Here is a 26,489-nt window from a genome sequence, read left to right as displayed (position 1 = left end):
ATTAAAAAAGATGACTCCTGATGAATTCAGAAGTCACCTTTTAGCGGCCTAATTAGGCCATGGGGTCTTTCTTTTAAAACGTCCACAATTAGGGTCACAGTTCAATCTGCTGGTTTGGGGGTCTTTTTGCAATTCATTGCTATGCTCTTAACGCCTGAATAACCTGCTCTGCCTTCGCTTCACCGCTCGCAACCTGCTCAATATGGTTTGCAAACATATCACACATGTATACGAACAGGGTAAGAATCTCTAACACTTCATCACTTTCGAACGTGCGTGAAGCCGATAGGCTATACACATAACGATAGTGGATTTCGCCTTCTTCATTCACGCCAAAGTGACCTATCGGCAAGCGTGTATTAATTTCGAGCAAGAGCGCGGCTACATCTTCACGGGCATCTGCTTGCAGATGAAACGGCAGTGTGCTGTAGATCTGTAGAAGTTGAATAGCAACAATTTCGTCATCATTCAACGGTAAAAAGCTAAAGTGAAGGAAACGATCCCTTCCTTGGCTATCCTCTTGAAACCCTGCCATTAGCACATGCAGCGGGATTGCCTCGGATTTCTCTAGTAAATTCGTGGCGAGCTCTGCTTCATCCAAAATCTCTTTCAATTGCCCTAATTGCGCCAAATGACGCGCATGTGCAAGCTCAGTCAACATATCGGTTCAATCTCCTATTCTCTCTTGCCCATTGCTTCAACAATGGCGCCTTTCAGCTTAGCTGGATTGCTCTTGAATTCATTCAAAGCTTGAATGCTGATACCAGCTGCTTCTACAAAGCTCTCTACTTGTTTGTAACGTGTGACGCAGGCTGCATCCTGTTGATCAAACGTTGGGAGCTTATCGAACATATCAAAAATAAGATCTGTGTCGTGCGCACGCTTTTCCAGCTTCTTCTCGGTTGATTTATCTGCATTGAAGACTGCCTTAGTAATTCCCCATGCGCCTGCTTTCGATGCGCGGTCACGCCCAGCTTGCTTCAAGGATCTAGCAATTGGCATAGCGGCGCCGATACCTGAAGCAACGATTTTCAGTGGCATCCCCACCTGTGCTCCTACCCCTGTAAGCGTAGCAATATCTGCCGCAATTTTGGTGAGCTCAAGACCGATTTGAATAGCTCCACGATCTGTTCGCTTCACGTTAATATTTTTCATTTCTTTCGCTAATTCATATTGAGCGATTTCATCGAGCTGCTGATTAGCTGCTGCTACTTTGGCTGGATCACCTGACGCAATATCAGCGTTTAACTGCGCCTTCTTCGTAGCCAGCTTCGCTTTGTCTACACCTGCATTTCGTGTATACCAACGTTTTTCTTTAAGAATATCGGCATTCCCGGCTTTGCCTTTAAAATCTCGTTTCATTGTGGTCATGGCGCTACGATTTAAGCCGGCTTTGATTACATCAACCGTTTTGATGGCAATTTTCACGCCGCTTACGGCAATGCTTACGCCTGGTATAACGGATGTTAAGCTAGCTGTACTTGTCTCCATGATATCCATGATGCCTTTGGCCACTTTGATACCGGATTGCGCAGCTTGGATCGCGTTACTAATGATCTCGATAACTCCTCTAGCTTTTTCCCCTTTATCAAGACCACCATTGTCCACACTCTTTTTATACATATCATAAATCGCTTTAACGGCCATAATTGTATTCTTAACTGCGGAGATCGCTTCGGCCACTGTCCCTGAGTAGTCACTGACGGATGAGGAAGCCCCAACACCATCTTCTTTACCCGTGGATTTGGCAGCTTTATCAACGAGGCCAGCCGATCCACTGACCATTTTACCGCCTGCTTCAATCATAGTCGATCCTGTACCTGCATACTGAAAACGTTTATCATGACCCTGTCGCTCACGAGAAGCAGTAATTGTTTCTCTGATCGCACTCATGATCTGAAACGGCCCGCTCACAAGATCTGCTGTAGAAGCTACGGCCCCCATGGTAGCTGACTGTTGCGCTGTTCCAGCATCCTTCGTTTTATCGTAGGAGTCTTTCAAATCATCTGAACGTTTACCGAAGCTGTCGGAGAACGCTCCGCCAACCCCAGCTGTCATGTCTGCATTATCCTTCGTATCGTCACCCGTAGGATGCATCGTAGAGGCAGAAGCCACTACCGTTGGAGCTGCGGTTCCTGCAGTTCGGGTTAAGGTCGGCGGTGCTACCTGCGACGCTGGTGCCACTGTAGCCGCTCCCGGCGGAGCGACCGTCCCTGCAGTTCGCGTTAAGGTCGGCGGTGCTACCTGCGACGCTGGTGCCACTGTAGCCGTTCCCGGCGGAGCGACCGTCCCTGCAGTTCGCGTTAAGGTCGGTGGTGCTACCTGCGACGTTGGTGCTACTGTAGCCGCTCCCGGCGGAGCGACCGTCCCTGCAGTTCGCGTTAAGGTCGGTGGTGCTACCTGCGACGCTGGTGCTGGTGCGCCGCCCGTTGCTCTTCCTCTATGAAACGTCACAGGCGGAGCTGGCGCTGCGCTTTGCGGTGCTACCTGCGTCGTTGGCGCTACCGTTGACGCTGGTGCCGGAGCAAGTCCTGTTGCTCTCGCTCGATGAAACGTCACTGGGGGAGGTGCCACTGTTGCTGCTTGTCCTGAATTATTACGCTGAATGAGCTGATTCGCGTAAGCCTGTGTTGCACGGTTACCGACCGTACGCTGCATCTGCATAAAGACGTTTGTCCCCATAGGTGACATTTGCGTGGCACTCGTACTTGTCGGAGCCGATAGCGATTGCTGCGATTGCTGATGCGAGGGGCTCACTGGTTTGGTCTGGCCTTGTCTTCCTTGGGGCATCTCTACCAAGCTCCTTCATGTTATGTATTCTTGCTAGATTGCTTTACTTACCGCCTCGCTGTTGAACAACATGGGTTAATTCATGACCAAGCAGTTCTTGCCCCTCGCGTGAATCTGGATTGTATCGGCCTTCCCTGAAGAACACATCATTTCCCGTAGCAAAAGCTTCCGCACCTAAAGATCTATTAATCTTTGATGACTCTGAATCATTATGTATATTTACGTTGCTGAAATCAGTTTTGAACGCCGACTCCATCTTCGCTTGAATGCTTGAATCCATTTTGCTGCCGCTGCCTTGTTTCGCCTTAATCTGCGACTCAATCCCTTCGCCAGCTTCAAAGCCGCCTTCGGACGATGACTTCATTTGCAGCTCTTCATCTTCCGACTCGCCGCCTTCTGAGCGCTGAATGGACTCTGATGATGGCTTCATCTGCAGTTCCTCATCTTCCGACTCGCTGCCTTCTGAGCGCTGGATTGACTCTGATGATGGCTTCATCTGCAGTTCCTCATCTTCCGACTCGCCGCCCTCTGAGCGCTGAATCGACTCTGATGATGGCTTCATCTGCAGCTCCTCTTCTTCCGACTCGCCGCCCTCTGAGCGCTGAATCGACTCTGATGATGGCTTCATCTGCAACTCCTCTTCTTCCGACTCGGGACCTTCTGAGCGCTGGATCGACTCTGTTGATGCCTTCATCTGCAGCTCCTCTTCTTCCGACTCGCCGCCCTCTGAGCGCTGAATCGACTCTGATGATGGCTTCATCTGCAACTCCTCATCTTCCGACTCGCCGCCTTCTGAGCGCTGGACATCTGGCTTTGAAGCGCCACTGCTCTCCGAAGCAGCAATATGGTCCGCTGCTTGTTTCCCCATCTGATCCGCTTCCTGCTCATACGTATCACCAGCTGGACCAACCGTCATTTTGGTCTGAATATTCAACATATTTCCCACAGCGCGATTGCCGATAGCACGTTGAATGTTCATCAGATCGGAGGATACGGGAGAATTGCTTTTACTTTTATGATTCGTATGCAAAGAAGAATCTGGTTGCCGGTTAATATGGGATTTTTGCATGGCATAACCCTCCTAGCGAGCTTTTGATGGATGCATTTATTCAACCCTGATTTGCACTTCTACATGTCCGTTCCGTTAGTAGCAAGAAGTCTGTCAATTAACTATATCACAACGCTATGAAGCGGAGTTTACTATTTGATTGAATAGCGATCTATGATGAGCACAGCAATATCATCGGATTGCACGGCACCATCTGCGAACAAATCAACATCTTGCACCATATGACTTAGCAATTGGTCAGGCTTACTTGCCTGCTCCTTTACCAATACATCCTTTAGTCGAACAAAGCCATATTGGTTCTGAAGTTGATCTTCAGCCTCCGTAATGCCATCCGTAAACACGATAATGCGATCTCCTAGATCTAACGTAACCTCATTATCCATATATAACATATCGTCCATAACGCCAAGAGGGAGTCCTTTTTTCCCTTTCAGCAGCTCAACTTCACCGTTAGCTCTCACAATGTAAGGCGGACAATGACCACCATCACTATACAAAAGTTGGCCTGTCACTACGTTCAATACGCCGCAAAATATCGTCGCAAACATGGTTGAGTCATCCTTATAGAGCTCTTGATTGACAGCCGTCAGCAACTCACCTGGCGTCAACGCCACGGACATCTTTCCTTTGAGCAGTGTCATTGTCACCGCCATGAATAAAGCGGCTGGAATTCCTTTATCAGAGACATCACCCAGTACGAAAAACAAACGATTCTCGTCGATACGAAAATAATCATAGAAGTCACCGCCTACCTCGCGTGCGGGTCGAATGATTGCCTGAGCATCCGCTTGGGCACTAAGAAGCCTCTCATCGCCAACGATTCCACCCTCAGTATCCGCAGCACGAACCTCTAGACTTAAGCTTTTACGAGGAAGAAACCCCATCTGAATATCCGTTGCGATACGCAGTTCACTTTCCATACGTTCCTTAGCTGCCGTCGTAACTTTCAATGCATGTACCGACTTCTCGAGTGCATCGTACAGCATGGCATTTTCTAGCGAAGCAGCTGTTGGCGAAGCGATCGATTCCAGCAACTGCAAGTCTCGTTCCGTGAACGGTGCATCGCCCCTTTTGTTCAACACCTGCAACACGCCAATGATCTTCCCCTTGCTGACGAGAGGAACACAGAGCATGTTGCGGGTTGGATAATCGACGCGCTTCGCGACCTTGGACGACCAGCGTTCATCTCGTGCAGCATCATCAATCTTGACCGACTTCCCTGTCTGAGCGACCCAGCCTGCGATACCTTCGCCGATCTTGAGGCGGATTTCACGCACCTCATCTCCTTTGGCTCCAAGTGCAAGATCGAAAAACAGTTCGCCCTTCTCCTCATCGACCAAAATAACGGACGAAGCCTCCGCGTTCATGATGCGGGAAGAGGTTTCCATGATTTTGACAAGCAAATCCTGTTTGCGAATCGTTGAATTCACTTCCAGGCTCACATCAAAAAGCTGCATCGTCCGCTCCAGCTCCAGCTCTGCTGCTTGCCGCTTTCGATGGCCAAACTGCAACTGGATGACAGCCACAAGACACAGGATAACAAGCACGCCTACGACTATCTCCATCCAGCTCAGCTCCTTTGTATCACATGTACTTAGCCTTTATTTAATGGCGTTAACCGCTTCATCTTCCGTCTCATATAGCTTGAAAATGCTGCTAAAGCCCGACATATCAAAAACTTCCTTCACTTGGTCATTCATACGAGCTAGCGCAAGCTTGCCTTGAATGACTTTGACCATTTTGGCAGCGGATAGCAAGCTTCTTAGTCCTGCACTGCTGACATAATCAAGCCCTTGCAGATTAAATACGAACTTGCCTTTACCTTGCTCCACCAGCTTAGCAAATGCCGATTCCAAGCTTGCGGATGTATTACCATCCAATCTGCCCTGTAAGCTCACTAGCACAACGTCACCTTGCAACTGCTCGGTAATAGTCATGAAACACCCTCCTCTTGAATTCGTTTTTTTCTCATTAGTAGTACATTCTCCCCATTCAAACGCTCATACTGAAGTTCGTCCATAACTTGCCTGACAAAATGGATACCCAGCCCGCCGATCCCGCGCTCTTCGATGCTCTGGTCGGTACGAGGGCTGGATTTGAGCAGTGGATTAAAAGGAATTCCCTGATCTCTCAGACAAAGCTCCCAACCATCGGGCGTTTGTCCAACATCGAGGCGAATCGTATGCATCCCATAAGGAGCAGATGGGTAGCCATATAAAATAATGTTTGTTATGAGCTCATCGCAGACCAAATTGATTTGAAACAGAGACTTCTCATCTATGCCGAGGGACCCTGATATGCCTTGGATAAAGGCTGCTAGACGCTCTAGCTCTTGTAAATCGTTGCGCAATACGATGGACTCAATACCCAAGGACGATCACTCCTACGACATTTTCAACAGCATGTTTTCAAGCAATCGTACTCTTGCACTTGATGCGTGAAGCATCCCGATCCCTATCTCCGGATATAATCTCACTAAGCGAGACAAGCTCTCCCCTTGTAAGGTAAGGACACGTACCTCATCAAAAATGACCTGTGCAGTAACCGATGACGGGGAGCCATCTAACGCAGTCGTTTCACCAACCGCTTGCTTAGGTCCCAAAACGCCAATCGTCGATGTCTCACCGACACCCGTCTCATTGCTTAATTCAACATGCCCTTCAATAAGGAGATACATGGCAGCGTTCGATTCTCCCCGCCGCAATAAGTAAGTTAAATCCTCGTGCACTTCTTCCGTCGCAATCCCCGCAATTAACCCTAATTCATCAACTGACAAATCCGCGAATAAGCTGACTTGCTTCAAGAAAATTACTTTATCCAGCATTGTTAGAAATTTACGGTCTTCTTTCATATCTGCACGCTCCAATGCGCTTAGTGCGTAGATGGAAATATCCTTGAGCCAGCTATCTGACCATGTTGTAGCTTCTTGCAGCAGCCCCAGCGGCTGTATTTCCTCCATGACATCTGTTACACCTTGTTGCTTTAACTGGTCTAACAACGCATAGGCCAATTTACGATCGCCGAGCCCCTCCGCAAGGACCTCTAAACCATTCTCACGAAGTTCAATGTTCTCGTCTTGAATGGCTTCACGCAGCGTCATAATGATTCGCTCATCGACGAGTTTTGCCATGACTGACCATGCTCCATCAATGAGTGCCTCATGCAGCTCTCCACATCGTTCCTTCGCCAATTCCGCTAATCCTGTCAGGCCAAGCTTCTCTAACGCAGCAGGCAATGCACGCTCTTGCGTTGATGCTTGCAGACGCTGCGCACACAGTTCAACGAGCAGTGAATGCAGTCTACCTTCATCCAATAGCTCAGCGAGTGTGGTTACAACAGCATTCCAAATGAATGGATTTGGATGGTGACTATACTCCAGCAAGATCGGAAGTGCTTTATCACCCATATCCACAAAAGCTTGCAGAATGGCTTTGCGCAGCTCCTGATCTGCCATAGACACCATACCTAGCATCATTGGGATGCTTTCCACATGCTGAAGCTTACCGATACAATTCGCAGCTGCTACCTTCACAGCAGGACGCTCCTCATCGAGTAACGAAACGACCCAAGCCGTGTAAGTATTCAGTTTCAAATCAGCTACGGTATGGCAGCCATATACGGCCCATTCGCCGCCGGTATCTAGCATTTTGATAATGGCCTCGTCACAAGCCGCGTAGCTTTCTTCACTTTCTAGGGCGTACAGGGCTTTGACGCCCTCATGTACGACCTTCGGATGCGTATCCAACAGCTTTACACGGATAAAGAAATGGGACTGACTTTTCAGATGCGAAGCCTTTGAAATCAACTTCACGCACTCAGCGCGAACCTCTGGATCCTCATCCTCCAGGAAGGATGCGACCTGCACGAGGTCTTGAATCGTGGCGCCCTGCAAATTCATCGCACGTAATACCGCAATGCGAATCCGCGAGCTCTCTTCCCCAATCATTTGGATCAAATGCGGCAAGAACGCGGAATCTTTGGCTTTACCAATAATTTCTAGAGCTAGTTCTCGCACGTAATCATTCGGATGCTTCAGATAGGCTAGAATAGCCGATAACGCTTTGGAGCTGCGAATGCCCCCGATAAAAGAGCTCGCAATTTCGGATAAGTCACCGTGTAGGGATTGAACACTTTTGACCAATTCACGAATATACAAATGGCGGCCGAACCAAGCTACAACGACTAGAATTCCTGCAATCACCACGCCTAGCCATGCCAGAGGCGATAATTGAAGGAGACCAAACGAGTACAGCATAGAGAAGAGCGAGCCAATGAGAATACCGCCAGAAGCTGCAACCCCTTGCGCGAAATAACGATAGCCATCCCGTTTGGAGATTGGCATCATTTTGAAGAAAAGCTGATAACAAGGCTCTGCAATGTAGTACAGCAAAATATAAAACACCGCATATGATCCGGAAACCATGACCAATCCGAGCGACTGATTCATGAATAATGCTGTGAGGCCAAAGCCGCCGAAGAAGATGATCGTGATGCCTAATAATATATTACTGGCGCCTAACCAGTTCATTAAGCGCGTAGATACCGTTTGTAGCAATAAGCAGAACGTAAATTGAATCGCTGTGATTAAGCCATAAAACGAGGTCAAATCTCCCTCATTAGAGAACTTATATTCAGCAGCCGTGAAATATTGATACTCCATCATAAAATAAACAGCCGGCATCAATGTCATTAGAGCAACCGCACACAGGAGGAAGGGACTTCGCAGCATCTGCTTCGCATAGTAGCCCGAAGTTGGCTGTTTCGCTTCTTCATCAGTGAGGGAGACAGGCTGGGCCCTATTCAGTCTCTTATCTTCCTTCAGGGTTAGCGGAACTAAATACCGCATGAGTGCCCTTCGGAAGAAGACGAAACCGAACACCATAAGAATTGGCGCGAGTGCATACACGGCTTCCGTGCCAAGTAGTTTGCCAAGCTGATGGGCCAACAAGCCTGCGGTAATGCCACCCGTCGTTGTAGCAGCGATAAAAACGGGCATTAGTCGCTTCGCCTGTTGAGTAGGACACAAGTCAAACGCTGTACTCCACAAGAGCAAGGTTAGCTGCCTTACAACAAAGTTAGAAGAGAGAAACAGAATTGGATAGTAGTAGCGATAGTCGATGCCGCCCAGCTTAAATCCCAGGAGCACAACACCATTCAGGAAGAGAAGTCCTATCATAATAAGATAGAGCGTCGTCATCATCTTAGCCTTCGGGAGTCGGTTCGCCAGTTTGGCTAAGAGCCAGCCTTCGAGCGGCATGATAGCAGCTTCAACCATATAAATATAGGGCAAATATTGCACGCCGAAGCGCTGATTAAAAAGTGCCATGAACGCCGTGTAATTTAAGGATTCCGCAATTCCGCTAAAGTAAAAGATCGGCAGCATCATCCAAAGCTTACGACTGTCTTCTGTGCGCAGCCCTATCCACCCTTTTAAGGTTCCTTGCATATCATCAGGTCCAATCTATTAGTCTATCTGTCAAGGGGACAGTGGTTTATAAAACGCTAGTCTAGCTTCACCTTCATAATAATAATTCGGATATGTACCAATGAGTTCGAAACCATTAGCTTTGAACATCTTTTGAATGGGGAGGTATTCCGGTAAATCACACGTGTATGTCAAAATGTAACGTCCTTCTGCAGAACGGGCAAACGTTTCTAGCGCTTGAAATAACACCTTTGCAAATCCATGTCGTCGATATTCGCGGTGAACAGCTAAGTAATCCCAGAGAAATCCGCCGGATTGGTGCTCATTTTCTTTGCAACTCGTCACGGCGATAATATCACCCGTCTCATTCTCTATATACCAATGCCGGTGATTGCGCTGAGTTAAACTAAGCATTGGTGCATGACGGAAATGTTCCAACTCACCTGGTGTATGGCGTTGATCATCGAAAGAAACAGGTGATAGATAGAAATCTGTAATCCGTAACGCATCTTTCTCATTGGTTAATTCATGCACAGTCCAATTACTTACTTGCATCTCACAATCTCCTTAAAGTTTTCGTCAGAAAACTAGCTTTGTAAGCATCATCTTAAGAAACGGATAATGTACCATTCCATTCACCAGTCGTACCTTTTTGGAAATATTCATCGCACATATAGAAATACAATTGGGCCGCTTTATCTTGACGATTCTGTTTAATAACCATCAAGAACGCTTCACGTGCATCGTAGAACCGTCCAACCTGATAATACGTAACAGCTTGCTCGAACAAGGCTTTCGTCTTCTCTTTCAAAGCACGGATCGTTTCTGCATCACCTTGATAAACATCGAACAAGTGAAGAGGCTCTTTCACACCATCCACTTGAATTAAACCAAGATCTCGATAGAGGAAATCCTTCGGCTTTTCCAGGGTCTTTACCACGGAATCTGTGATCAGAATGGATGATCCTAGCGGCTCCGTCATCTTCTCCAGCATGGTCGCTAGGTTCACTCCGTCAGAGATAACATTGCCTTCCAAACGTTGTTCCTCCCCAATAATGCCAAGGCGGAGAGGTCCTTTATGTAAACCGATTCCGAAATCAAGCGGTGAATAACCTACACTCAATCTATGCGAGTTGTAGATATCTAGCTCCTTCCGCATCTCCACACAAGCGAGCAGCGCTTCATCTGTCTGTTTCGGGAATAAAGCCATAAAACCTGCGCCCAAATACTTATTCATAAGCCCTTCATGCTTGCGGACATACGGACCGAATCGTTTGAGAAACGAATTGACGAAATTAAAGTTTTCTTCTGGCGTCAGCCTCTTGGATAATTGATAAAATCCTCGGATGTTAAAAATGAGAATGGACATGTGCTGCTCCACTTGATCCCCAAGCTCGACATCTAGAATGCTCTCTTTGTTCAAGAAGCGCAGAAACTGCTGCGGAACGAATCGATAGTAGGATTGACTGAAATTCTCAACCTTGGTGATATAATCTCGAATACGCGCAGCCATGATGTTCACACTGTCGCCCAGGTCCGACACTTCATCCCGTGTATTAATTTTAACGACAGTATCCCAGTTCCCTTTCGCAATTTCACCGACACTGTTGCGAAGCTTCCAAATAGAAGATAGAAGAACATACGTCATGAGCACAAGCACAAGCAGCAAACCTATCGAGATAAAAGCGATATTGCGAATAATCGAATTTAGAACCGATTGACGATGCTTCAGCAAGCCGTCTAAGTTCTTACTTGTTTCGAAAACACCGACAATTTTACCCGAGGAATTAAAAATAGGTGCAATGGCATAGCGCCATTCTCCAGAGAAATCCTCCCATTGTCCTGTTGCCGTCTTACCTTCCAGCACTACTTGTTGGTTCTCTGGCGTTTGTTGGAAAGGATTAAACATATGCATGCCATCATCGTCTTCTAGAATGCGATAAATGACGCCATCTTCGTATTTGTATACAGCCTTATAAAAGCCTTGATTATCATCCCGCGCATTGTTTTCAAAAACAGATTGAATCTTCTTGCGGAAAGATTGATACGTGGTCCCTCCGTAATCCAAAGGGGATGTGAGGCTTTCCAATTTGTCACCATCAACAAGGTTTTGCCCGTTTTTGGCAAGTAAGATTAGCTCACTAAACGTCTCTTCTTCCATTTTCTTGGAGAAACTGTTGTAAATGACGGTAGAGAGAAGAATCATCGAGAAAGCAATGACAGGAATGAGAATGAAGATTTGCTTCACCATAAGCGGCAAGCGTCTCTTCAGGAGGTTAACGAATATGATTTTGATGGCGTATAGCACTAGCAAAATGAATGCTACGGCAATCGACCATACCAGGATTGCATGGTTTTGAGCAGACCGACTAAATTCCGCTTCAACTAAGGAAGGCGTAATCGTACCATCGGGAAGTCGGCGATTAATTTGAGCTGACTCTACGATAATAAGACTGCCATCAGGACCAATACTGCTCGTAGTCGCGTCAAAAGCAAGCTCCACGCCACTCGCTTTGGCCTTCTCGTCGTTAACAATCCCCTCTAATACATAAGGTTGTTTCGGATCCAGCCTTGTAATCATACGCGAGTTAAAATCAATGAAAATCAACCGTCCCTGATGATCCAAGTGGAAGCTCTCTGGGAAATTGCGTCGTGTGCGATCTATCCCAGGCAGCGGATAAACCAGTTCGGATCGACCTTCGCTCCAAGCACGATAAATTTCACCGCTTCGCGTGGAATAATAAATTTCACCTGGCTTAAATCCGTCTGCTTCTGACACGTATTTATTGTCTGGGAGCGTAATCGAATACGTTAACTTAGGCTCAGTGGTTGTACTGTTGCCAACTGGTGTTTCGTATAAAGATAACTTCTTCACTTCATCATTGAAAAAGTACACCTTACCCTCATGTACCTGCACATTGCGCAAGGAGCCAAGTCGATATCTCTTAACCTGAGCGTCGCCATATTCCTGAGTGAATAGGCTGCGATCAAACTCACCATCTGGTTTATAGCGCACAATTTGTTCGGATTTAACAGCAATCCCATAGGGATCTAATAACGTACGAATCGTATATAAATAGCCCTGATCATCAACCGCCATATCGTTAAAACGATAGACTTCACCATTCTTCCCCGTTTCACTCGTAATGGAGAATTGAAGAATGCCTTGGGCATCCAGTTTATGTATCGTTTTCTTGGCGTTATCGATGACGAATAAGTTATTCTGCGAGTCTGAGATGGCCTTCGATAATCCGTCGAAAGGCATGCTTTTTTTCCATGGCCACAGCTGGATGCTATCTTGGTGTGTGCCCAGGTAAGTACCTGCAGCACCCAGTAGCAGCAAGACGAGCAGCAATGCCGCAATCGATTTCTTCATCGCTTGTAATCTCCTCTTAATATGTAATCTGAATGATTTGCATAGCTGCGTTCCAGTCGACACCTAGGCCTAAGGACTCGGAAATGAATCTTAATGGCACATAGGTCCTACCATCTAGCAGCAAGGATGGTCCATCTATCACGACTGGCTGTCCATCTATGTAAGCCGTAACTTGATTAATAGAGCTTGTAATGGTTGTATATTCCGTGCTCACCGTGACTGTAAGGCTCTCCGGATCCCAATCTACCGCCGCTCCAAACGATTCCGAAACGGATCTAATAGGTAAATAGGCTTGTCCATTTATTATAACAGGCGGAGCGGCAAATTTGATAGAAATATTGGAAGAAAGCACGTTTTCTGCCGAAAGAGGTTGAATCGTGACAGGAACCTCAGCAAGGTCAGCAGAAGCAGGGATAGAAGTTATACTCGCCAAGCTATCGGCTACTGCTGCAAGTTCCTGCAGCTCATCAGGTGCGTACTTCAACTTCTCCTGCTGTTGAAGCTCACCCAGCAGCTTCTCTACCTGCTGTTCCAGCTTCGCTTGTACGTCCTCATTTGCTGGCAGTTCCGCCAGCAAAGCCTGTACCGCGTCCAGCTTCGCGAACAGCGCGGCCTTCTGCGTCGACAGCTTCGCTGCGTCGACGGCCTCGATCGAGCGGGTCAGCGTCGCCACCCGCTCCGTGTCCTGCTGCGCCTGCGCTGCGCTCAGCGCAGCCTGCAGTTTCTGCTTCGCTGCTTCGAGCGAAGCCAGACCCTCGGATGCGCCCGACCCCGCATCCGCGAGCTGCGCCTGCGTCGCGAGAAGCTGCTGCAGCAAGGCTGCAGCGGCTTCCGGATCGCCGGCGGCGAGGGCTTGCTCCAGCTTCTGCTGCTGGAGCGCGGCTTCGGAGGCCAGCTGATCCTCGCTGGCCTGGCCATCGTCATCAGTGGCTAGGGTACCGTCGCCACCATTGCCTGTAGAGCCATCGCCCGGCTCGGCCGGCGATGATTCCTCGGACAGCGCTGCGATCAGCGCGTCCGGGTTGTTCACGAGCGCCATCTGCGAGAGCGCGGCTTTGGTGTCGCCTTTGAGCAGCGCCTCCAACATGCCTAGCTGGGCCTGCGCGTCCTTGATCTGCACCGCGAGATCTGCGATCTCGCTGAGCTTCATGGCAGCAACGGCAGTAGTTTTGGCCGCTTCTAGTTTCTCTATGTCTTGTTTTAGCATATCTATTTTCCCTTGAAGCTGCTCAGGTGTCTCAAGGGAAGCAATCGTGCCTGGCTCCTTGATTTCAACGGTCACCTTGATCGCATCCACAGCTTTTTGGGAAAGAACGGCGGAGCTTGGTGGATCTGTTAATGCATTAGGATCTAGCACATCATCCATACCTACCCAAGGAGCGCCTGGTGCATCCGATTGATACACCATCCCTTGTCCCGAAGACGCCATTGTAGCGGTTGCTGCATTAAAAGCTTCAGGCGTCAACGCTTCTAGCTTCACTTTGTACGAGCCGATAATGACCGTTCCTAAGCCTTCATCCTCACCGTCAGAGTCTTCACCGTTCCCAGTGCCAGCCTGTCCATTTGCAGAGCCATCTCCACCGCCAGCACCATTGGCGCCACCGGTACCTGTATTTCCTTTGCCACCGTTATTCCCCGTATTTCCCGAGTTTCCGTTATTCCCATTGTTTCCAGTACTGCCATCACTTCCTGCTTGTCCATTCGCCCCCGCGCTTCCGTCCGCGTCAGCACTCCCGCTTGCGTCTCCCGAAGTCCCGCCGTTCTCAGCGCTAGCTGCAACTAACTGCCCTGTACTTCCTTTTCCGTCAAGCGGCAGCGTCTGAATGACTTCCCCTTTTTTATAGAGCACGACCTTAAGCTGATCAATTTGACTGAATTTTAGCGTTAAATTCCGCAACGACTTATTGATTTTCGTCCGCTTCCCAACGCGTTTACCGTCTATGGTAAAGATGGCGTAGTCCGTTGCGCCCAGTTTCTTGCTTACATTTATGCTGAAATCGCTAAGCAACTGTCCAACCGCAGGCTTCAGCTTCCAAGTACCCAATGGCGCTTTCGGTTTCTGCGGTTTCATCGGCGACAAGCCATCATCGAGATCACGATACGGCAAAATCCCTTCTCGAAGCGTACGATTCACCGCTCCACCTGTTCCAAGATCGAGCTTGCCAAGTGCTAATTTATAGGCAATTTGCGCTGCCATAATTTGTTGATCTGCCTGATCAACCGCATCTTTATAGGTTTGAAGCTCCTCTGATTTCATCAAGCTGAGCTTCAGCTTTTGGTTCGCCTTCGCTAAATTGGATACCGCATTATCCTTATCACGCAATGCTTGCGCATAAGCTTCTTCCGCTCCCTTAGCCTCCAAGAAAGATTGCCGTACAGCTGCAATTACAGCATTTCGGCTTTCTTTTTCCTGCAGCTGAGCCTTGTTCTGCTCCATGGTTGCAAGTGGTAAAGCATTCGTCAGGTCATCCAAATAGCGCAGCCCATCAAATTCACCTTGCAGCAGTGACTTCGGAATCGGAATGAACCCGAGCAGCATAAAAAAGCCCTGCCAATCCTCTTTCACTCGCCCAAGTGTTTCATCATAGCTTGCTTGAAAAAGCTCCATATCGATTTCTTGCTCTTTAAATAACCCGTCCATCACCCTCATGCGGGCTGGACCAAATTTATTGCTATATAAATTACGAGTCGTGTTCAGCTTTTCATCCGCCAAACGACGAGCCTCCGTATCTCTTAATAGGCTTACTGTTGTCTTCTGCCCCATTGCTAGATAGGTAGGGAGCATTTTCTCATTCAAATCCGCGTAATCCGGCTGAAACGAAAGTTCCACTTTATTTTCCATATCCAGCTGCAGTAATTTACCTAGTGCCAAACGACTAGACTTCGCCGTCAATTGCGCTTGTTTGTAGTCCGATGCTGCCTTCTCTAGCGCTTTGTCCACTTTGTCCTGTTCCGTAGCATCTGCGAGACCAAATTTCCGCTTCTTTTGTACCGTGTCGACAGATATTTTCGCTTCCTCGACTTTCTTGCGAGAACGTTCTTCAGCCACCGCATCTTGATAGGCAGTTAAATAACTTTTCTCGATTTCATATCGAGCTAAATCCCCTTGCTGCCGCAAGGTTTCCTGGGCCAAATACAACTGCGATCTGGCATCTGGCACCTTCATTCGCGTTCCAATATCCTGGCTTAAATTATGGGGCCTGGCGAATAATCCGGCAGCTTTGGCTTCCTCATTATTAACCGTATGCTGCGCTTGTTCCAGCTCGATTCTTTTCTTCAGGACATCCGTTCTGGCATCGCGCAGCTGAGGACTCTTCTGGAGCCCTTGTTTAATCGCATCCTGCATGGTCAAAACCTTCACCCCTGCAGCTTCCACCCGTGTACTTGCCGTCAGGATTGAGGATGTCGCAAGTAGACTTACGAGCCCTATTTTCACCATATTCAAACCATTCAGAACAAACCCCTCCGCTCACGTACTTCTCTCTCTTTATAGTACAATATCTCTACCACTCTCGCATCCATTCTTTGGAGAAAAATAGCGAAATCTAGCGAATATAGGATTAGATTGCCGCATATAACCTTTTCTAGTAGTATAAAAGAAAGATGAAAGCACATTTTGCCGAATTATTGCACGGGAAATAATTTCAAGGAAGGGGCTTGTACTATGGGGAATATCGTATGCGGCGGTGCGATGCTGCAATGCACGTTCGGCGCTGCACCCAGCTCGTTAATGGTGCTTCCTGCGAATATGGTCATGACTGCGATGCCAATTGCCAACATTATGGATAATAAGCCGATGGTGAATATACTGCCGTTTGGGATGTGCAATTCCCCATCCAATCCGATGGTGGCAGCAGCAACCGCTGCGGCTTTTGGTGTTTTGACCCCAATGCCTTGCATCCCCGTCACAGCAGCCCCTTGGGCACCCGGAGCCCCAACTGTCCTTGTCGCGAATATGCCCGCGCTTAACAATAGCTCCAAATGCATGTGTAACTGGGGCGGCGTTATTTCCGTTCAACAGCCTGGTCAGATGACGATTCAGGTCCCATAAATTCTTTCTTTTTTACAATTGAAATAAGGAGTGAGAGCATTGGAGCCGATTAAAACGATTGAGAAAGTGCTAAAGCCTATCGTAGCACCTTTCATCGGACATATAATGAAGGCCATCCTGACCGTTGGAAGGCTGCCTAAGCTAGCGATTATTAAATTTCAACAAATGATGCGAATCATGTTGCAAACGCGTGAATCCTCTTTGAAAAACTACGTTTTGATCGGCTCCTACTACATCTCCAAACGACTGCTTATTTTCATCCTATTATTCCTGCTCGTTCTTGCTTACTTCATCTTCATACGCCCGCCTGCGATCGTGAACAAGTGGCTTAACCGTGTCCCCGTACTTCAGGAAAACTCACCTAAACTGGGCACCTTTTCCGGGAGTGGTAAAATTGTTGCCGATCCCAAAAAAGACAAAAAAGAAGCTCGCTATGTTGGCGATCTGGTAGATGGTCTTTATTCTGGTAAAGGTAAGCTATACCATGACAACGGCGTTCTCGCGTACGAAGGCGATTATGAAAAAGGTCTGAAGAATGGGAACGGCGCCCTCTACGATGAGCAAGGACACTTGATGTATAAGGGCGCCTTCACGGCCGATGTCTATAACGGCGCTGGTGCGCTTTACGATGAGAAACAGCGAGTCATCTATACCGGTGAGTTTCAAAATGGCAAATTCGGCGGGGTTGGCAAGTTGTATGTACCCAGCGGTGACTTGCTCTATGAAGGAGCCTTCAATGGCGGCATGTATAATGGCGCTGGCAAGCTCTTCTCCTCGGGAGGAATCACCCAATATGAAGGAGAATTCTCCGCAAGTTTGTATAATGGGGCTGGCAAGCTTTTTGATGCGAAGGGCATCCTCTTGTACGAAGGCGGCTTCAAAAATGGCAACTACTCAGGCGAAGGCACGGAGTTCTACCCTAGCGGCATGATGAAGTATAAAGGTCAATTTCTTGTAGGTTTGTATAACGGCGAGGGCACCTCTTTTGATGAAAAAGGTGTACCGCGCCTCAAAGGCGCGTTCCAGAGCGGCGCCCTGACCGGCGCCGGGGAAGCGTATGACGAGTTAGGTAAACTCGTCTACAAAGGGGATTTCAAGGCGAGCGTCTATGACGGCCTTGGCACGTTGTTTGACGCAGACGGCGCGCCGCTGCTGCGGAGCTTCTGGGCAGGCGGCGCAGTCAGCCTGCAGGGCTTCATCGGTTTGTCCAGCAAGAAAGTCGAAGACTTGCTGGGCAAACCAGCGGAAGTGACGCTGCAGGATGACAGCGTCATGCTCGCGGGCCAGGAGGCGGCGGTCGCAGACGCCTCCGGTGTTGCTGCGCCGCCTGCCGATGCGGCAGGCGCGGGGGCTGCCTCAGCAGCAGCTAACGTGAAGCTGCTGCTAAGCTACCCGGCCTACCAGCTGTCGCTGCTGGTAGAGCCGTCGAAGACCAACCCGAAGGAAGCGGTGGTTACGTCGCTTAGCATCTGGGGCTCGAAACCTCTAGCGATGTTACAGTCAAGCATCGAGACGTTCAAGAAGCTGAACGAGCCAAACGATGCAGGCTACAGCATTATGGAATTGGAAGTTGGCGCAGGTGCTGGCGCGTATAAGAACAGTTACTTTAAGGGTGATTATGTGTTCACCTTCACCCATTTCAATAGAACCAAAGAAGCTCACCTGTTGCAGGTGAGTTCGACGAAATAAACGACTACGCTGACCTGTTAAGACAAGGCGTAGCACACGAGTTAGTCGATTCTTTCGACTAACTCCATTCCAATTGCCACTGACGTGCTTGAGTTAGTCGGTTTTATCAACTAACTCCACTTCAATTGCCACTGACGTGCTCAAGTTAGTCGGTCTTATCGACTAACTCCATTACAATTGCCACTGACGTGCTCAAGTTAGTCGGTTTTATCGACTAACTCCATTACAATTGCCACTGACGTGCTCGAGTTAGTCGGTTTTATCGACTAACTCCACTTCTATTGCCACTGACGTGCTCGAGTTAGTCGGTTTTATCGACTAACTCCATTACAATTGCCACTGACGTGCTCGAGTTAGTCGGTTTTATCGACTAACTCCACTTCAATTGCCACTGACGTGCTCAAGTTAGTCGGTTTTATCGACTAACTCCATTCCAATTGCCACTGACGTGCTCGAGTTAGTCGGTTTTATCGACTAACTCCACTTCAATTGCCACTGACGTGTTCAAGTTAGTCGGTTTTATCGACTAACTCCACTCTTTATTTAGAAATATAGCCTATTTGCTATGTAAAACATGTAAATTCTTATATTTCCAAATAAAGGCCTCTAGCCATGGTTTTCCGTGGCTGAGGCTTTTTCTTTACTATTCTATTAACCCTCACGAAAATCTTGCAGGATCCTGCTCGCTTCATTGCGGTCCTCAACTTGCAGCTTATTCAAAATCATTGAAACATAGTTAGCAACGGTTTTGGCACTGATATTTAGACGTGCGCCGATCTGGGCATTGGTGTGACCTTCAGCAATCCGCTCCAGAATCTCCATTTCACGCTTGGACAGTTCAGATAGTGCCGGATGTTCCGAGGGATTGAGTGTTCTCGGTTCCGAGAAGAAATGCATCATGCGTGCCGCAATATCGGAGCTGAATACAGCGCCGCCATTACCAACTATGCGGACAGACTGAAGCAACTCGATTTCGTCAGCGTCTTTAAGCACATAGCCTTTGGCTCCAACGCGCATAGCGGTAAAAACCGATTGGTCGTCGCGGAACATGGTGAGAATTAGCACATGGATGTGCGGATATTTCTCTTTGACTAACCGGGTCGCTTCAATCCCATTGAGCCCTGGCATTCGAATGTCCATTAATATCAAATCAGGCTGACATTGTTCCACGAGCCTCAAAACTTCATCTCCAGACGCCGCTTCTCCCACGACGATCAAATCTTCCGTGGTTTGAAGCAAATTTCGGACTCCACTTCGAAATATCGGATGATCATCTGCAATCATTATTTTCATCGTCTGTCATTCTCCTCTACACCGATTTAAACTACGTTCAAGACAAGGGAATGACCGCCAAAACCCTGGTCCCTCCGCCTGCAGGCCGGTCAATGTTACAGTGCCCCCCCAATTCAGCCGCCCTTTCCCGCATGGAAACCAACCCAATCCCGCTCTTCCCCTCAGCAACTGGATGAACTGGCAATGGAGCAAAGTCTGCTCCATTATCTCTAATTTCCACCTGAAGCTGACCGGTTTCGGACAATTCCAGCCTTACCGTACAGGAAGTAGCATTGGTGTGTTTCACGACATTAACTAAAGCTTCCGTGGCAATTCGATACACCGCTACTTCAACAGCAGCTGGAAGTACAGGCAGCGGCCCAGGTGCATACAATTGAATGTCCAGCACCTCAGCGCCCTTCTCCCCGGCAAGCATTACCGCAGGCTTAGACAGAAGGGTAATCCGTTCCTGTATAGCCCCGATTAGCCCAAGCTCATCCAGTGTTGGGGGGCGCAGGTCATGAACCAGCGTGCGAATCTCCTCCACCGTTGAGCGAATGACTTTGCGCAAGTCCCCCAGCATTTCAATCGCTACTTTAGGCTGTTTCTCGACATAAATCTGAGCAGTCGCCGCATTCAGTGCAAGGGCAGCTAGCTTAGGTGCCAAATCATCATGCAAATTATTACGAATGTACAGGCGCTCTTCTTCTCGCGCTAGCACCAGCTTTTCCCTTGACTCCTGCAGGTCTTGTGCCAGCAGCTTCATCCCCTGCGTCATATGCCAATTCTCCACAATGGGACCAGCTTGCCTAAGGAGAACATCCAAAAATTTGTTATCTTCCGCCGTAAATCCTTCCCCCGCTGATCGGCTGGCAATGTGCAGGGTTCCCATTTCTTTCCCGCGATGAATAATCGGCAGGACATGTTGTTCATATAGCAGGCTGCCAGCCGCAGCCACTAATGTCGTCTGTCCGCCGATCCCCGTATAGATTGCCGTATAGGGAATTCGCAGCGCATCCTTCACCGTTCTTACAACGGCATGCAGCATGGCATCAGGATCCTGAGGTTGAATCAACTGATTGCCTAGCTCAAGCAGCACCGCGTAAGGATCGTCGTGGCGGCCCTTCATTAGCCGATTTATTTGCCGCTGCAACCATTCTTTCAGAGGTGCGAAAGCTGCCGCCACAACCGCGGTTGCCAGTAACGAAGCGACATAATGATCCCGAGTTTGAAATACTCGGCTTAAATAAAAAACAGTCACTGTATAAATAAGCACGATGCAAACTGATAAAGATCCATACACCAGGGTTCGTTTGACTAGCGGATCAATGTTCCACAGTCTTTGCCGCAGCACAGCGAACATTAATGTAATGGGAATAGCCGTAAGGGAGGCATTCAATACGCCGTTCAAATATACATACGTCATTGCTGTTCCATCATTAAGACTAGGATCAAACAACGCACTCATGCCAATGAATCCAACAATGCCAATGGAAGCTCCATAAACAACCCATTTCGTCTGTTGCCGCTCGGCAGCAGTAGCCCTATTTCGAAACCGATATACTTGGGAATAGATCAAGATTAGCGTGGATGAGCCATACCAGAGAAGCTGGAATATGGCCGGGATATGAAACTTTTCCCACATCTCCCCCTCATAAACGAGCGTCATCACATCCACGATCATAATCAGAACAAAAACGAAACGCGACCAGTTGGGCACAAATTTGCCATTTGGAAATAGTAAGAGAAATAAGGATAAGGAAACCCAACTTAGCATGGAGATACCTAAGAACCAATAATGTACAAAACCAGTTCCTACGGATGCCGCCATGACTAACGACGGAAATGTTGATCCGAAAGACACCATTGCGACGACTGCCACCAGCCCCATCGGTTCACGAAAACCTTTCCAAAACACGATCGCCGATGTCATATAAAAAACGAATGTAAACAAAACATCAATGAGTACGAATAACAGTCCAAATTGCTCCAAGCTAAACCCATTTGCCGGCAAAGGCATGGCAGGAACGAGATTACCGCAGCCTTGTAGGATACATTTCCCTACCAGTACTTTGTAGTACTGTGGAATCAAACTTACATATAACGCAGCTGTCAGTAGACTGAAGCTGAGTACAAAAAGCTGTGCAATTCGCATCGACCACACTACTTGCCGATTGTTAACAACTTTCGAAGTACCTGCTTTGCTCAGATGTAACATCTTCATACACCGCCATTCTTTCTTCATGAATCTTTGCCTGTATGTATTATAGCTTGCTGGAACGTTAGCTGAATATGGATATTAAGCAATTTCCCGTCTCGGACCGTCGATTCCCAAATCGCACCCGCAAATATCCCAAAAACCAGGAATACAATGCTCTATTCTCCGTGATTTCCCTTCCAGTAATCTAAACATATGAGCAACACACTTAACCAATTGGAGGATGAGTAAAAATGACAGAGCAAAAAGTTATCAGATGGCTAGGCATGATTTGTATTTTAGCAGGAATTGCAAGAATGGGGATGACCCCTGCCTCGCTAATTTGGGGAACGGATAGCACACAAGAATTGACGACAGGCTTAATTGCTTGCATTCTCATGTCCGTCGGATCCATCGCTTTTTACCAAGTACAATCCCGTGAAACAGGGATCACCGGTTTCATCACAATCCTCGCTATCATCATTGGAAATATACTAACAACTGCGATGTTGTGGTCCCAATTTGCTGCTGGCGGCGCAGATGCGGTCCAACCGGAAGGGTTGCTGGTTAACATTTCACGAATGTTCGGTATGATTGGTTTCCTTGGAGGTACTTTGGTGTTCATGATCCTAACTTTCTTGGCAAAAGTTTTCCCTCGTTGGGTACCTGCACTCATGCTGATTATGATTCTCGCCATGTTTTTGCCGATTGCCGATAATAAATATTTCGCTTTCTTCTGGGGATTGTCGTACGTAGGCATGGGGTACTGCATTTGGGCTAATAAGTTGATGAACGCCGCGTCATCCACATCCCAACTCTCCTATGATCGAGACAAATTAATATCAGGGTAACCTTATAGGTTACCTGGTCGTGAAACACACAGACCGCTCTCTCTCCAGCAGGAGAAGGGCGGTCTTCTTCTTTCCACCAACTTGTTCTCCCACACAACAGAAAACCGCCTTAACCTCGGAGGTTAAGACGGTTGATTAATCTCTATAGAGAAACTTCAAGCTCACTCATATAAGTGCTGGATACTCCGTCGGACGGACCAAATTCGAATTAAGTAGACTCGGCAAATTGGCCAGTATAATTGAACCCCTAAAATTCATTTATTTTTCACTGCTCAACTGCTTCGTCACCTAGCTCACTTGCGAATAACACAATATCCTCTTTGGTTAAAGGCGTAACGAGCGCAAGTTCCTTCTCAAGTGCCGTTTGAATCTGCTCTCGAGCCTCTTGCGTTCGACCGAGTTGTTGAAGCGTTCGCGCATAGAAATAATAGGACTCCGCGTGCTTAGGCGCTTTGGCAATCACCTTCGTATACATCTCATCTGCCTCATTCAGACGACCGAGCATATAGTAGTTTTGCGCTAAGTTATCCATAATGGTGATATCGTTGTCATTGTAGGCGTAAGCCTCGAGATTATAAGTAAGTGCTTCTTCCAAGTCTCCCTGCAAAATTTGAAAATAACCATAATTCCCATAAACCAGCGTGTTCTTAACCTCGTTTGCTAGTTCCTTCAACATGCTCAAAGCCTCATCCCGCTTGTTCTTCAACCAGTACACCGTGGCCACATTGAGCTTCGCTTGTATACGAACATCTGAAGCTTTTGCTGATTGCAGGACCTCTTCGAACATTTGCTCCGCCTTGGTAAGATCACCTGTCTTCATTAACAGGTAGCCATATCCAATCTGATGCTTCGGAAGAAAGGCTTTCGAGACATACGCTTTTTCCATCCAAATCAACGCTTGCTCACGATCACCCTTCATATAGGCCAGATTACCCCTCTGAGCGTACATAGCAGATCGGTTCACATAAACAAAATAACCTAGGATCACCACAATTGCAGCTACCCCAATTAACCAGTTAACCTGAAACGCCATAACAATTAAGATAATTACAACGATAAGCTTAAGAATACTTTTGAGGATAGGCGGCATGCATACTTCTCTCCTTTACAACTCTAGTAAGTTGTTAACATTGTACCAAAAAAGTAGACACTTCTCCTAAACAAAAAAAAGACCGTATGACCACCTGATGTTCAGTTGGCTTCGGTCTTATTTATTGCCTATGGCAGAGCTAATTTCCCCAAGATCGTCGGTCTTTCTGCTCCCGTCGCCGCAGGAACGTTGTTCGGCTCTCCTTGGATGAAGGCATTGCCGAGCAGTGCAAACAGAATCGCTTCCTTCGCATCACAGGATATACCCAGCGCATCTGATGTAAGAATGGTCTGGTCTGGCAGCAGTTCACCAAGCATGCGAAGCAGCGTGCGATTATGCGCACCGCCTCCACTCACGATCACTTCCGCAATGCTACACTGTGGCAAAATGTATTCCTGATACCCGCGAGCAATCGTATGTGCGGTAAAAGCTGTCGCTGTCGCCACGATATCCTCGTGCGAAACCCCCTGCTCCAGTGCAGAAACCAGCCATGCCGAGGCATAGACTTTCCCGAACATTTCACGTCCCGTTGTCTTCGGAGGCGGTTCTTGGAAGTAGGGATGTGCGAGCATGTCCGCTAGCAATCCGTTATGTACCTTGCCTTTGGCAGCCCAGTCGCCACTGGCATCGTATGAAAGCTTCCCTTTGGATAGCTCATACACTACCTGATCCATCACCATATTCCCCGGGCCGGTATCAAAAGCAATCATACCGCCATCCGCACTAGCCGCTGGCAGTGCTGTGCAGTTGCCAATTCCGCCTATGTTTTGAAGGATTCGGCCTTTATCCGCATCTCTGAACATGAGATCGTCGCCATAAGGAACTAGCGGCGCACCTTGCCCGCCAACAGCTATATCGGCTGTCCTGAAATCGCCGACGACGGGTTTGCCTGTTCGTTTGGCAATCACGGACAGATCCCCAATTTGTAACGTTGATTTGGGAAGAAAACGGTCCGCTTCATCCGCTACTGGGATGTGCCAGATTGTCTGCCCATGCGTCGAAATCAGATCGATGTCGTCCATGCTTATGTTTGCTGCTTGCGCCGTTTGGATTACTGCATCTGCGAAACGCTCTGCTATAGCGAAGTTCATGCCACACACTTGCGCAACATCGGAATGTTCGATCGTGCATAACCGCTTCAGCTTTTCTCGCATCTCATCATCGAAAGGCAGACTCTCAAAGTGAAGCAGCTTGATGCTTGTTTCTATACCACGGCCCTCGAGGTGGACAATGGCGACATCAATGCCATCTAGGGAGGTGCCTGACATTAGTCCCGCTATAGTTAGGGAAGTTTTATTCAGAAGTGTACGCAACACGATAACTCATCTCCATTCTTTCATTTTTGCTGAAATAAGATCAAACGCATTGAAAAGGGAACGTAGATGCCCTAAATTGGCCGAAATCGGACGAAACGATACCTAAGGGGAACGTAGAGGCACTAACGGGTCGATTTTTGTACGTTATGACGGTTTTCAACAAAATAGGATACTGTAGTTCCCTCTCGATGACGATTTTATCTATTCCCTCCAAGATAGAGCATTCTAGTTCCCTGACCATGGCCTGGGAGGGCTTATGGGTTAATACCTTTTATTCTCAACAAATCTATTGGGATTGAGAAAGTATAAGATTGTGCAGCCTTGGCCGAATTTGTAAAATGTGTTCCGTTCGACCGAAATGAACCCGATTGGTAAGGAAAATGACTTGCAGATCCTGCTCAGGCTCGAACAACAGGCTTGTACCTGTAAAACCAGTATGTCCGAATGATTGCCCGGAGACATAATCACCACTAAACAAGAAGCTTCTCGGATTCCTAAGCAACCAACCCAGCCCCCGAAACTCTTGGTCATACGGTGTAAAGTTACGGGATGACAGCTCGATGGCTGCCCTGGAAATAATTCTTCGTCCCTTAAAAACGCCCTTCTGCCGGATCATTTCAGCATAATTCGCTAGATCGAGAACCGTCGAAAATAGACCCGCATGACCGCTTATGCCATGCATGAGCTCTGCTTTTTCATCGTGAACAATGCCTGCCTTGTACGTTTGACGCTGTTCCGAAAACTCGGTAACCGCATAACGCGTTTCCGCGAAGTTTGGACAAAACCCCGTGTCCGTCATCTCCAGCGGTTCAAATATCTCCCGTTTGAGGTAGATGTCGAAGGCTTCACCAGTCACAGATTCTATGATCAGATAAAGCAAAATCAAGCCAATATCACTATACACGACCTTTGTTCCTGGGGGATGAAGCGGACGTTCGTTTAAGATCAGATCCACCAGCTCGTCCCGGGACAGATGCATCAGCCCTCGCATACCTGGGATATCCGCCCTAAGCCCAGAAGAATGTGTAAGCAGATGTACAATCCGAATGGGCTCTTCCTGAAAGTAGCGAAATTGCGGCAAAAAGCTCCCAACAGGATCAGCTAAAGTAAGTTTCCCTTGATCCATTAAATGAAGCACCACCGGCAGCGTTGCAACCACTTTGGTCAGGGAAGCCAAGTCAAAGACCGTATCTACGCTCATCGGAGCTGCTTCTGGATGAATAACTCGACTCCCATAGGCTTGCTTCATTACTTCCTTTCCTCTTTGAGCAATATAAAGGACCGCACCAGGTAGATGTCCTGCGGCAATTTCTTGTTCGATGAAGTTGCTTATCTTAGCGATATCCCAATTGGACATACGGGC

The 26,489-nt window shown here is 47.9% G+C and carries 18 protein-coding genes; 3 read left to right on the top strand and 15 right to left on the bottom strand.

The features are described from left to right. Positions 1-139 precede the first annotated feature (139 nt). The 10 genes from ASL11_RS18475 to ASL11_RS18430 form a co-directional block, all read right to left on the bottom strand. Complete coding sequence (locus ASL11_RS18475) at positions 140-661, bottom strand: YbjN domain-containing protein (RefSeq protein WP_056617859.1); 522 nt, start codon at positions 659-661, stop codon at positions 140-142. 14 nt (positions 662-675) lie between these two features. Next, positions 676-2,790: a hypothetical protein gene (locus tag ASL11_RS18470; protein ID WP_056617856.1), complete on the bottom strand. Its 2,115-nt coding sequence runs from the start codon at positions 2,788-2,790 to the stop codon at positions 676-678. Between the two features lie 43 nt (positions 2,791-2,833). Next, entirely contained in the window at positions 2,834-3,859 is a 1,026-nt protein-coding gene (locus ASL11_RS37515) for an eCIS core domain-containing protein (protein ID WP_056617853.1), read from the bottom strand. A gap of 131 nt (positions 3,860-3,990) precedes the next feature. Then, positions 3,991-5,424 (bottom strand): PP2C family protein-serine/threonine phosphatase, encoded by a 1,434-nt coding sequence (locus ASL11_RS18460; protein WP_056617850.1) that lies wholly within the window; start codon positions 5,422-5,424, stop codon positions 3,991-3,993. Between the two features lie 36 nt (positions 5,425-5,460). Further along, the gene (locus ASL11_RS18455; RefSeq protein ID WP_056617847.1) at positions 5,461-5,796 is read right to left on the bottom strand and encodes an STAS domain-containing protein; all 336 of its coding nucleotides are present in this window, start codon (positions 5,794-5,796) and stop codon (positions 5,461-5,463) included. After that, positions 5,793-6,230 carry an ATP-binding protein gene (locus tag ASL11_RS18450; RefSeq protein WP_063795621.1) on the bottom strand — a complete coding sequence of 146 codons (438 nt, stop codon included), beginning with the start codon at positions 6,228-6,230 and terminating at the stop codon, positions 5,793-5,795. The genes ASL11_RS18455 and ASL11_RS18450 overlap by 4 nt, the downstream gene beginning before the upstream one ends. A gap of 12 nt (positions 6,231-6,242) precedes the next feature. Continuing rightward, a complete protein-coding gene (locus ASL11_RS18445; RefSeq protein WP_056617845.1) occupies positions 6,243-9,305 on the bottom strand; it encodes an MFS transporter in 3,063 nt (1,020 codons plus the stop codon). A 30-nt stretch (positions 9,306-9,335) separates the two neighbouring features. After that, complete coding sequence (locus ASL11_RS18440) at positions 9,336-9,839, bottom strand: GNAT family N-acetyltransferase (RefSeq protein ID WP_056617842.1); 504 nt, start codon at positions 9,837-9,839, stop codon at positions 9,336-9,338. A gap of 52 nt (positions 9,840-9,891) precedes the next feature. Beyond that, positions 9,892-12,660, bottom strand: a complete 2,769-nt coding sequence (locus ASL11_RS18435) for an adenylate/guanylate cyclase domain-containing protein (RefSeq protein ID WP_056617840.1) — start codon at positions 12,658-12,660, stop codon at positions 9,892-9,894. A gap of 16 nt (positions 12,661-12,676) precedes the next feature. Continuing rightward, positions 12,677-16,099: a stalk domain-containing protein gene (locus tag ASL11_RS18430; RefSeq protein ID WP_056617837.1), complete on the bottom strand. Its 3,423-nt coding sequence runs from the start codon at positions 16,097-16,099 to the stop codon at positions 12,677-12,679. Between the two features lie 225 nt (positions 16,100-16,324). On the opposite strand from ASL11_RS18430, the gene ASL11_RS18425 reads away from it, so the two are divergent. Continuing rightward, complete coding sequence (locus tag ASL11_RS18425; RefSeq protein WP_056617835.1) at positions 16,325-16,711, top strand: DUF4280 domain-containing protein; 387 nt, start codon at positions 16,325-16,327, stop codon at positions 16,709-16,711. Between the two features lie 39 nt (positions 16,712-16,750). Then, positions 16,751-18,400, top strand: a complete 1,650-nt coding sequence (locus ASL11_RS18420) for a hypothetical protein (protein ID WP_056617832.1) — start codon at positions 16,751-16,753, stop codon at positions 18,398-18,400. 651 nt (positions 18,401-19,051) lie between these two features. On the opposite strand, the gene ASL11_RS18415 is transcribed toward ASL11_RS18420, so the two are convergent. Continuing rightward, complete coding sequence (locus ASL11_RS18415; protein ID WP_056617830.1) at positions 19,052-19,693, bottom strand: response regulator transcription factor; 642 nt, start codon at positions 19,691-19,693, stop codon at positions 19,052-19,054. Between the two features lie 37 nt (positions 19,694-19,730). Next, positions 19,731-21,896 (bottom strand): GAF domain-containing sensor histidine kinase, encoded by a 2,166-nt coding sequence (locus tag ASL11_RS18410; protein ID WP_162261657.1) that lies wholly within the window; start codon positions 21,894-21,896, stop codon positions 19,731-19,733. Between the two features lie 227 nt (positions 21,897-22,123). Here ASL11_RS18410 and ASL11_RS18405 point away from each other — a divergent pair, with 227 nt between their 5' ends. Further along, positions 22,124-22,720: a hypothetical protein gene (locus tag ASL11_RS18405; protein ID WP_056617822.1), complete on the top strand. Its 597-nt coding sequence runs from the start codon at positions 22,124-22,126 to the stop codon at positions 22,718-22,720. Between the two features lie 265 nt (positions 22,721-22,985). Here ASL11_RS18405 and ASL11_RS18400 read toward each other — a convergent pair whose 3' ends face one another. The 3 genes from ASL11_RS18400 to ASL11_RS18390 form a co-directional block, all read right to left on the bottom strand. Next, positions 22,986-23,810, bottom strand: coding sequence for a tetratricopeptide repeat protein (locus ASL11_RS18400; protein ID WP_056617820.1), 825 nt, complete (start codon positions 23,808-23,810; stop codon positions 22,986-22,988). Between the two features lie 128 nt (positions 23,811-23,938). Next, a complete protein-coding gene (locus tag ASL11_RS18395) occupies positions 23,939-25,129 on the bottom strand; it encodes an anhydro-N-acetylmuramic acid kinase (protein ID WP_442953072.1) in 1,191 nt (396 codons plus the stop codon). Positions 25,130-25,412: 283 nt separating this feature from the next. After that, positions 25,413-26,483: a serine hydrolase domain-containing protein gene (locus ASL11_RS18390; protein ID WP_056617817.1), complete on the bottom strand. Its 1,071-nt coding sequence runs from the start codon at positions 26,481-26,483 to the stop codon at positions 25,413-25,415. Positions 26,484-26,489: the final 6 nt, after the last annotated feature.

This window comes from Paenibacillus sp. Soil750, from assembly GCF_001428045.1.
Taxonomy (GTDB): domain Bacteria; phylum Bacillota; class Bacilli; order Paenibacillales; family NBRC-103111; genus Paenibacillus_E; species Paenibacillus_E allorhizoplanae.
This window is presented reverse-complemented; position numbering and strand designations above follow the sequence as displayed.

What these genes read in the sequence shown, in the direction of transcription:
- ASL11_RS18400 (WP_056617820.1), bottom strand. Translation starts at nt 23,810, where the DNA reads ATGCCGCCTATCCTCAAAAGTATTCTTAAGCTTATCGTTGTAATTATC.
- ASL11_RS18410 (WP_162261657.1), bottom strand. Translation starts at nt 21,896, where the DNA reads ATGAAGATGTTACATCTGAGCAAAGCAGGTACTTCGAAAGTTGTTAAC.
- ASL11_RS18415 (WP_056617830.1), bottom strand. Translation starts at nt 19,693, where the DNA reads ATGAAAATAATGATTGCAGATGATCATCCGATATTTCGAAGTGGAGTC.
- ASL11_RS18455 (WP_056617847.1), bottom strand. Translation starts at nt 5,796, where the DNA reads ATGACTATTACCGAGCAGTTGCAAGGTGACGTTGTGCTAGTGAGCTTA.
- ASL11_RS18435 (WP_056617840.1), bottom strand. Translation starts at nt 12,660, where the DNA reads ATGAAGAAATCGATTGCGGCATTGCTGCTCGTCTTGCTGCTACTGGGT.
- ASL11_RS37515 (WP_056617853.1), bottom strand. Translation starts at nt 3,859, where the DNA reads ATGCAAAAATCCCATATTAACCGGCAACCAGATTCTTCTTTGCATACG.
- ASL11_RS18425 (WP_056617835.1), top strand. Translation starts at nt 16,325, where the DNA reads ATGGGGAATATCGTATGCGGCGGTGCGATGCTGCAATGCACGTTCGGC.
- ASL11_RS18475 (WP_056617859.1), bottom strand. Translation starts at nt 661, where the DNA reads ATGTTGACTGAGCTTGCACATGCGCGTCATTTGGCGCAATTAGGGCAA.
- ASL11_RS18470 (WP_056617856.1), bottom strand. Translation starts at nt 2,790, where the DNA reads ATGCCCCAAGGAAGACAAGGCCAGACCAAACCAGTGAGCCCCTCGCAT.
- ASL11_RS18460 (WP_056617850.1), bottom strand. Translation starts at nt 5,424, where the DNA reads ATGGAGATAGTCGTAGGCGTGCTTGTTATCCTGTGTCTTGTGGCTGTC.
- ASL11_RS18390 (WP_056617817.1), bottom strand. Translation starts at nt 26,483, where the DNA reads ATGTCCAATTGGGATATCGCTAAGATAAGCAACTTCATCGAACAAGAA.
- ASL11_RS18405 (WP_056617822.1), top strand. Translation starts at nt 22,124, where the DNA reads ATGACAGAGCAAAAAGTTATCAGATGGCTAGGCATGATTTGTATTTTA.
- ASL11_RS18430 (WP_056617837.1), bottom strand. Translation starts at nt 16,099, where the DNA reads ATGGTGAAAATAGGGCTCGTAAGTCTACTTGCGACATCCTCAATCCTG.
- ASL11_RS18440 (WP_056617842.1), bottom strand. Translation starts at nt 9,839, where the DNA reads ATGCAAGTAAGTAATTGGACTGTGCATGAATTAACCAATGAGAAAGAT.
- ASL11_RS18445 (WP_056617845.1), bottom strand. Translation starts at nt 9,305, where the DNA reads ATGCAAGGAACCTTAAAAGGGTGGATAGGGCTGCGCACAGAAGACAGT.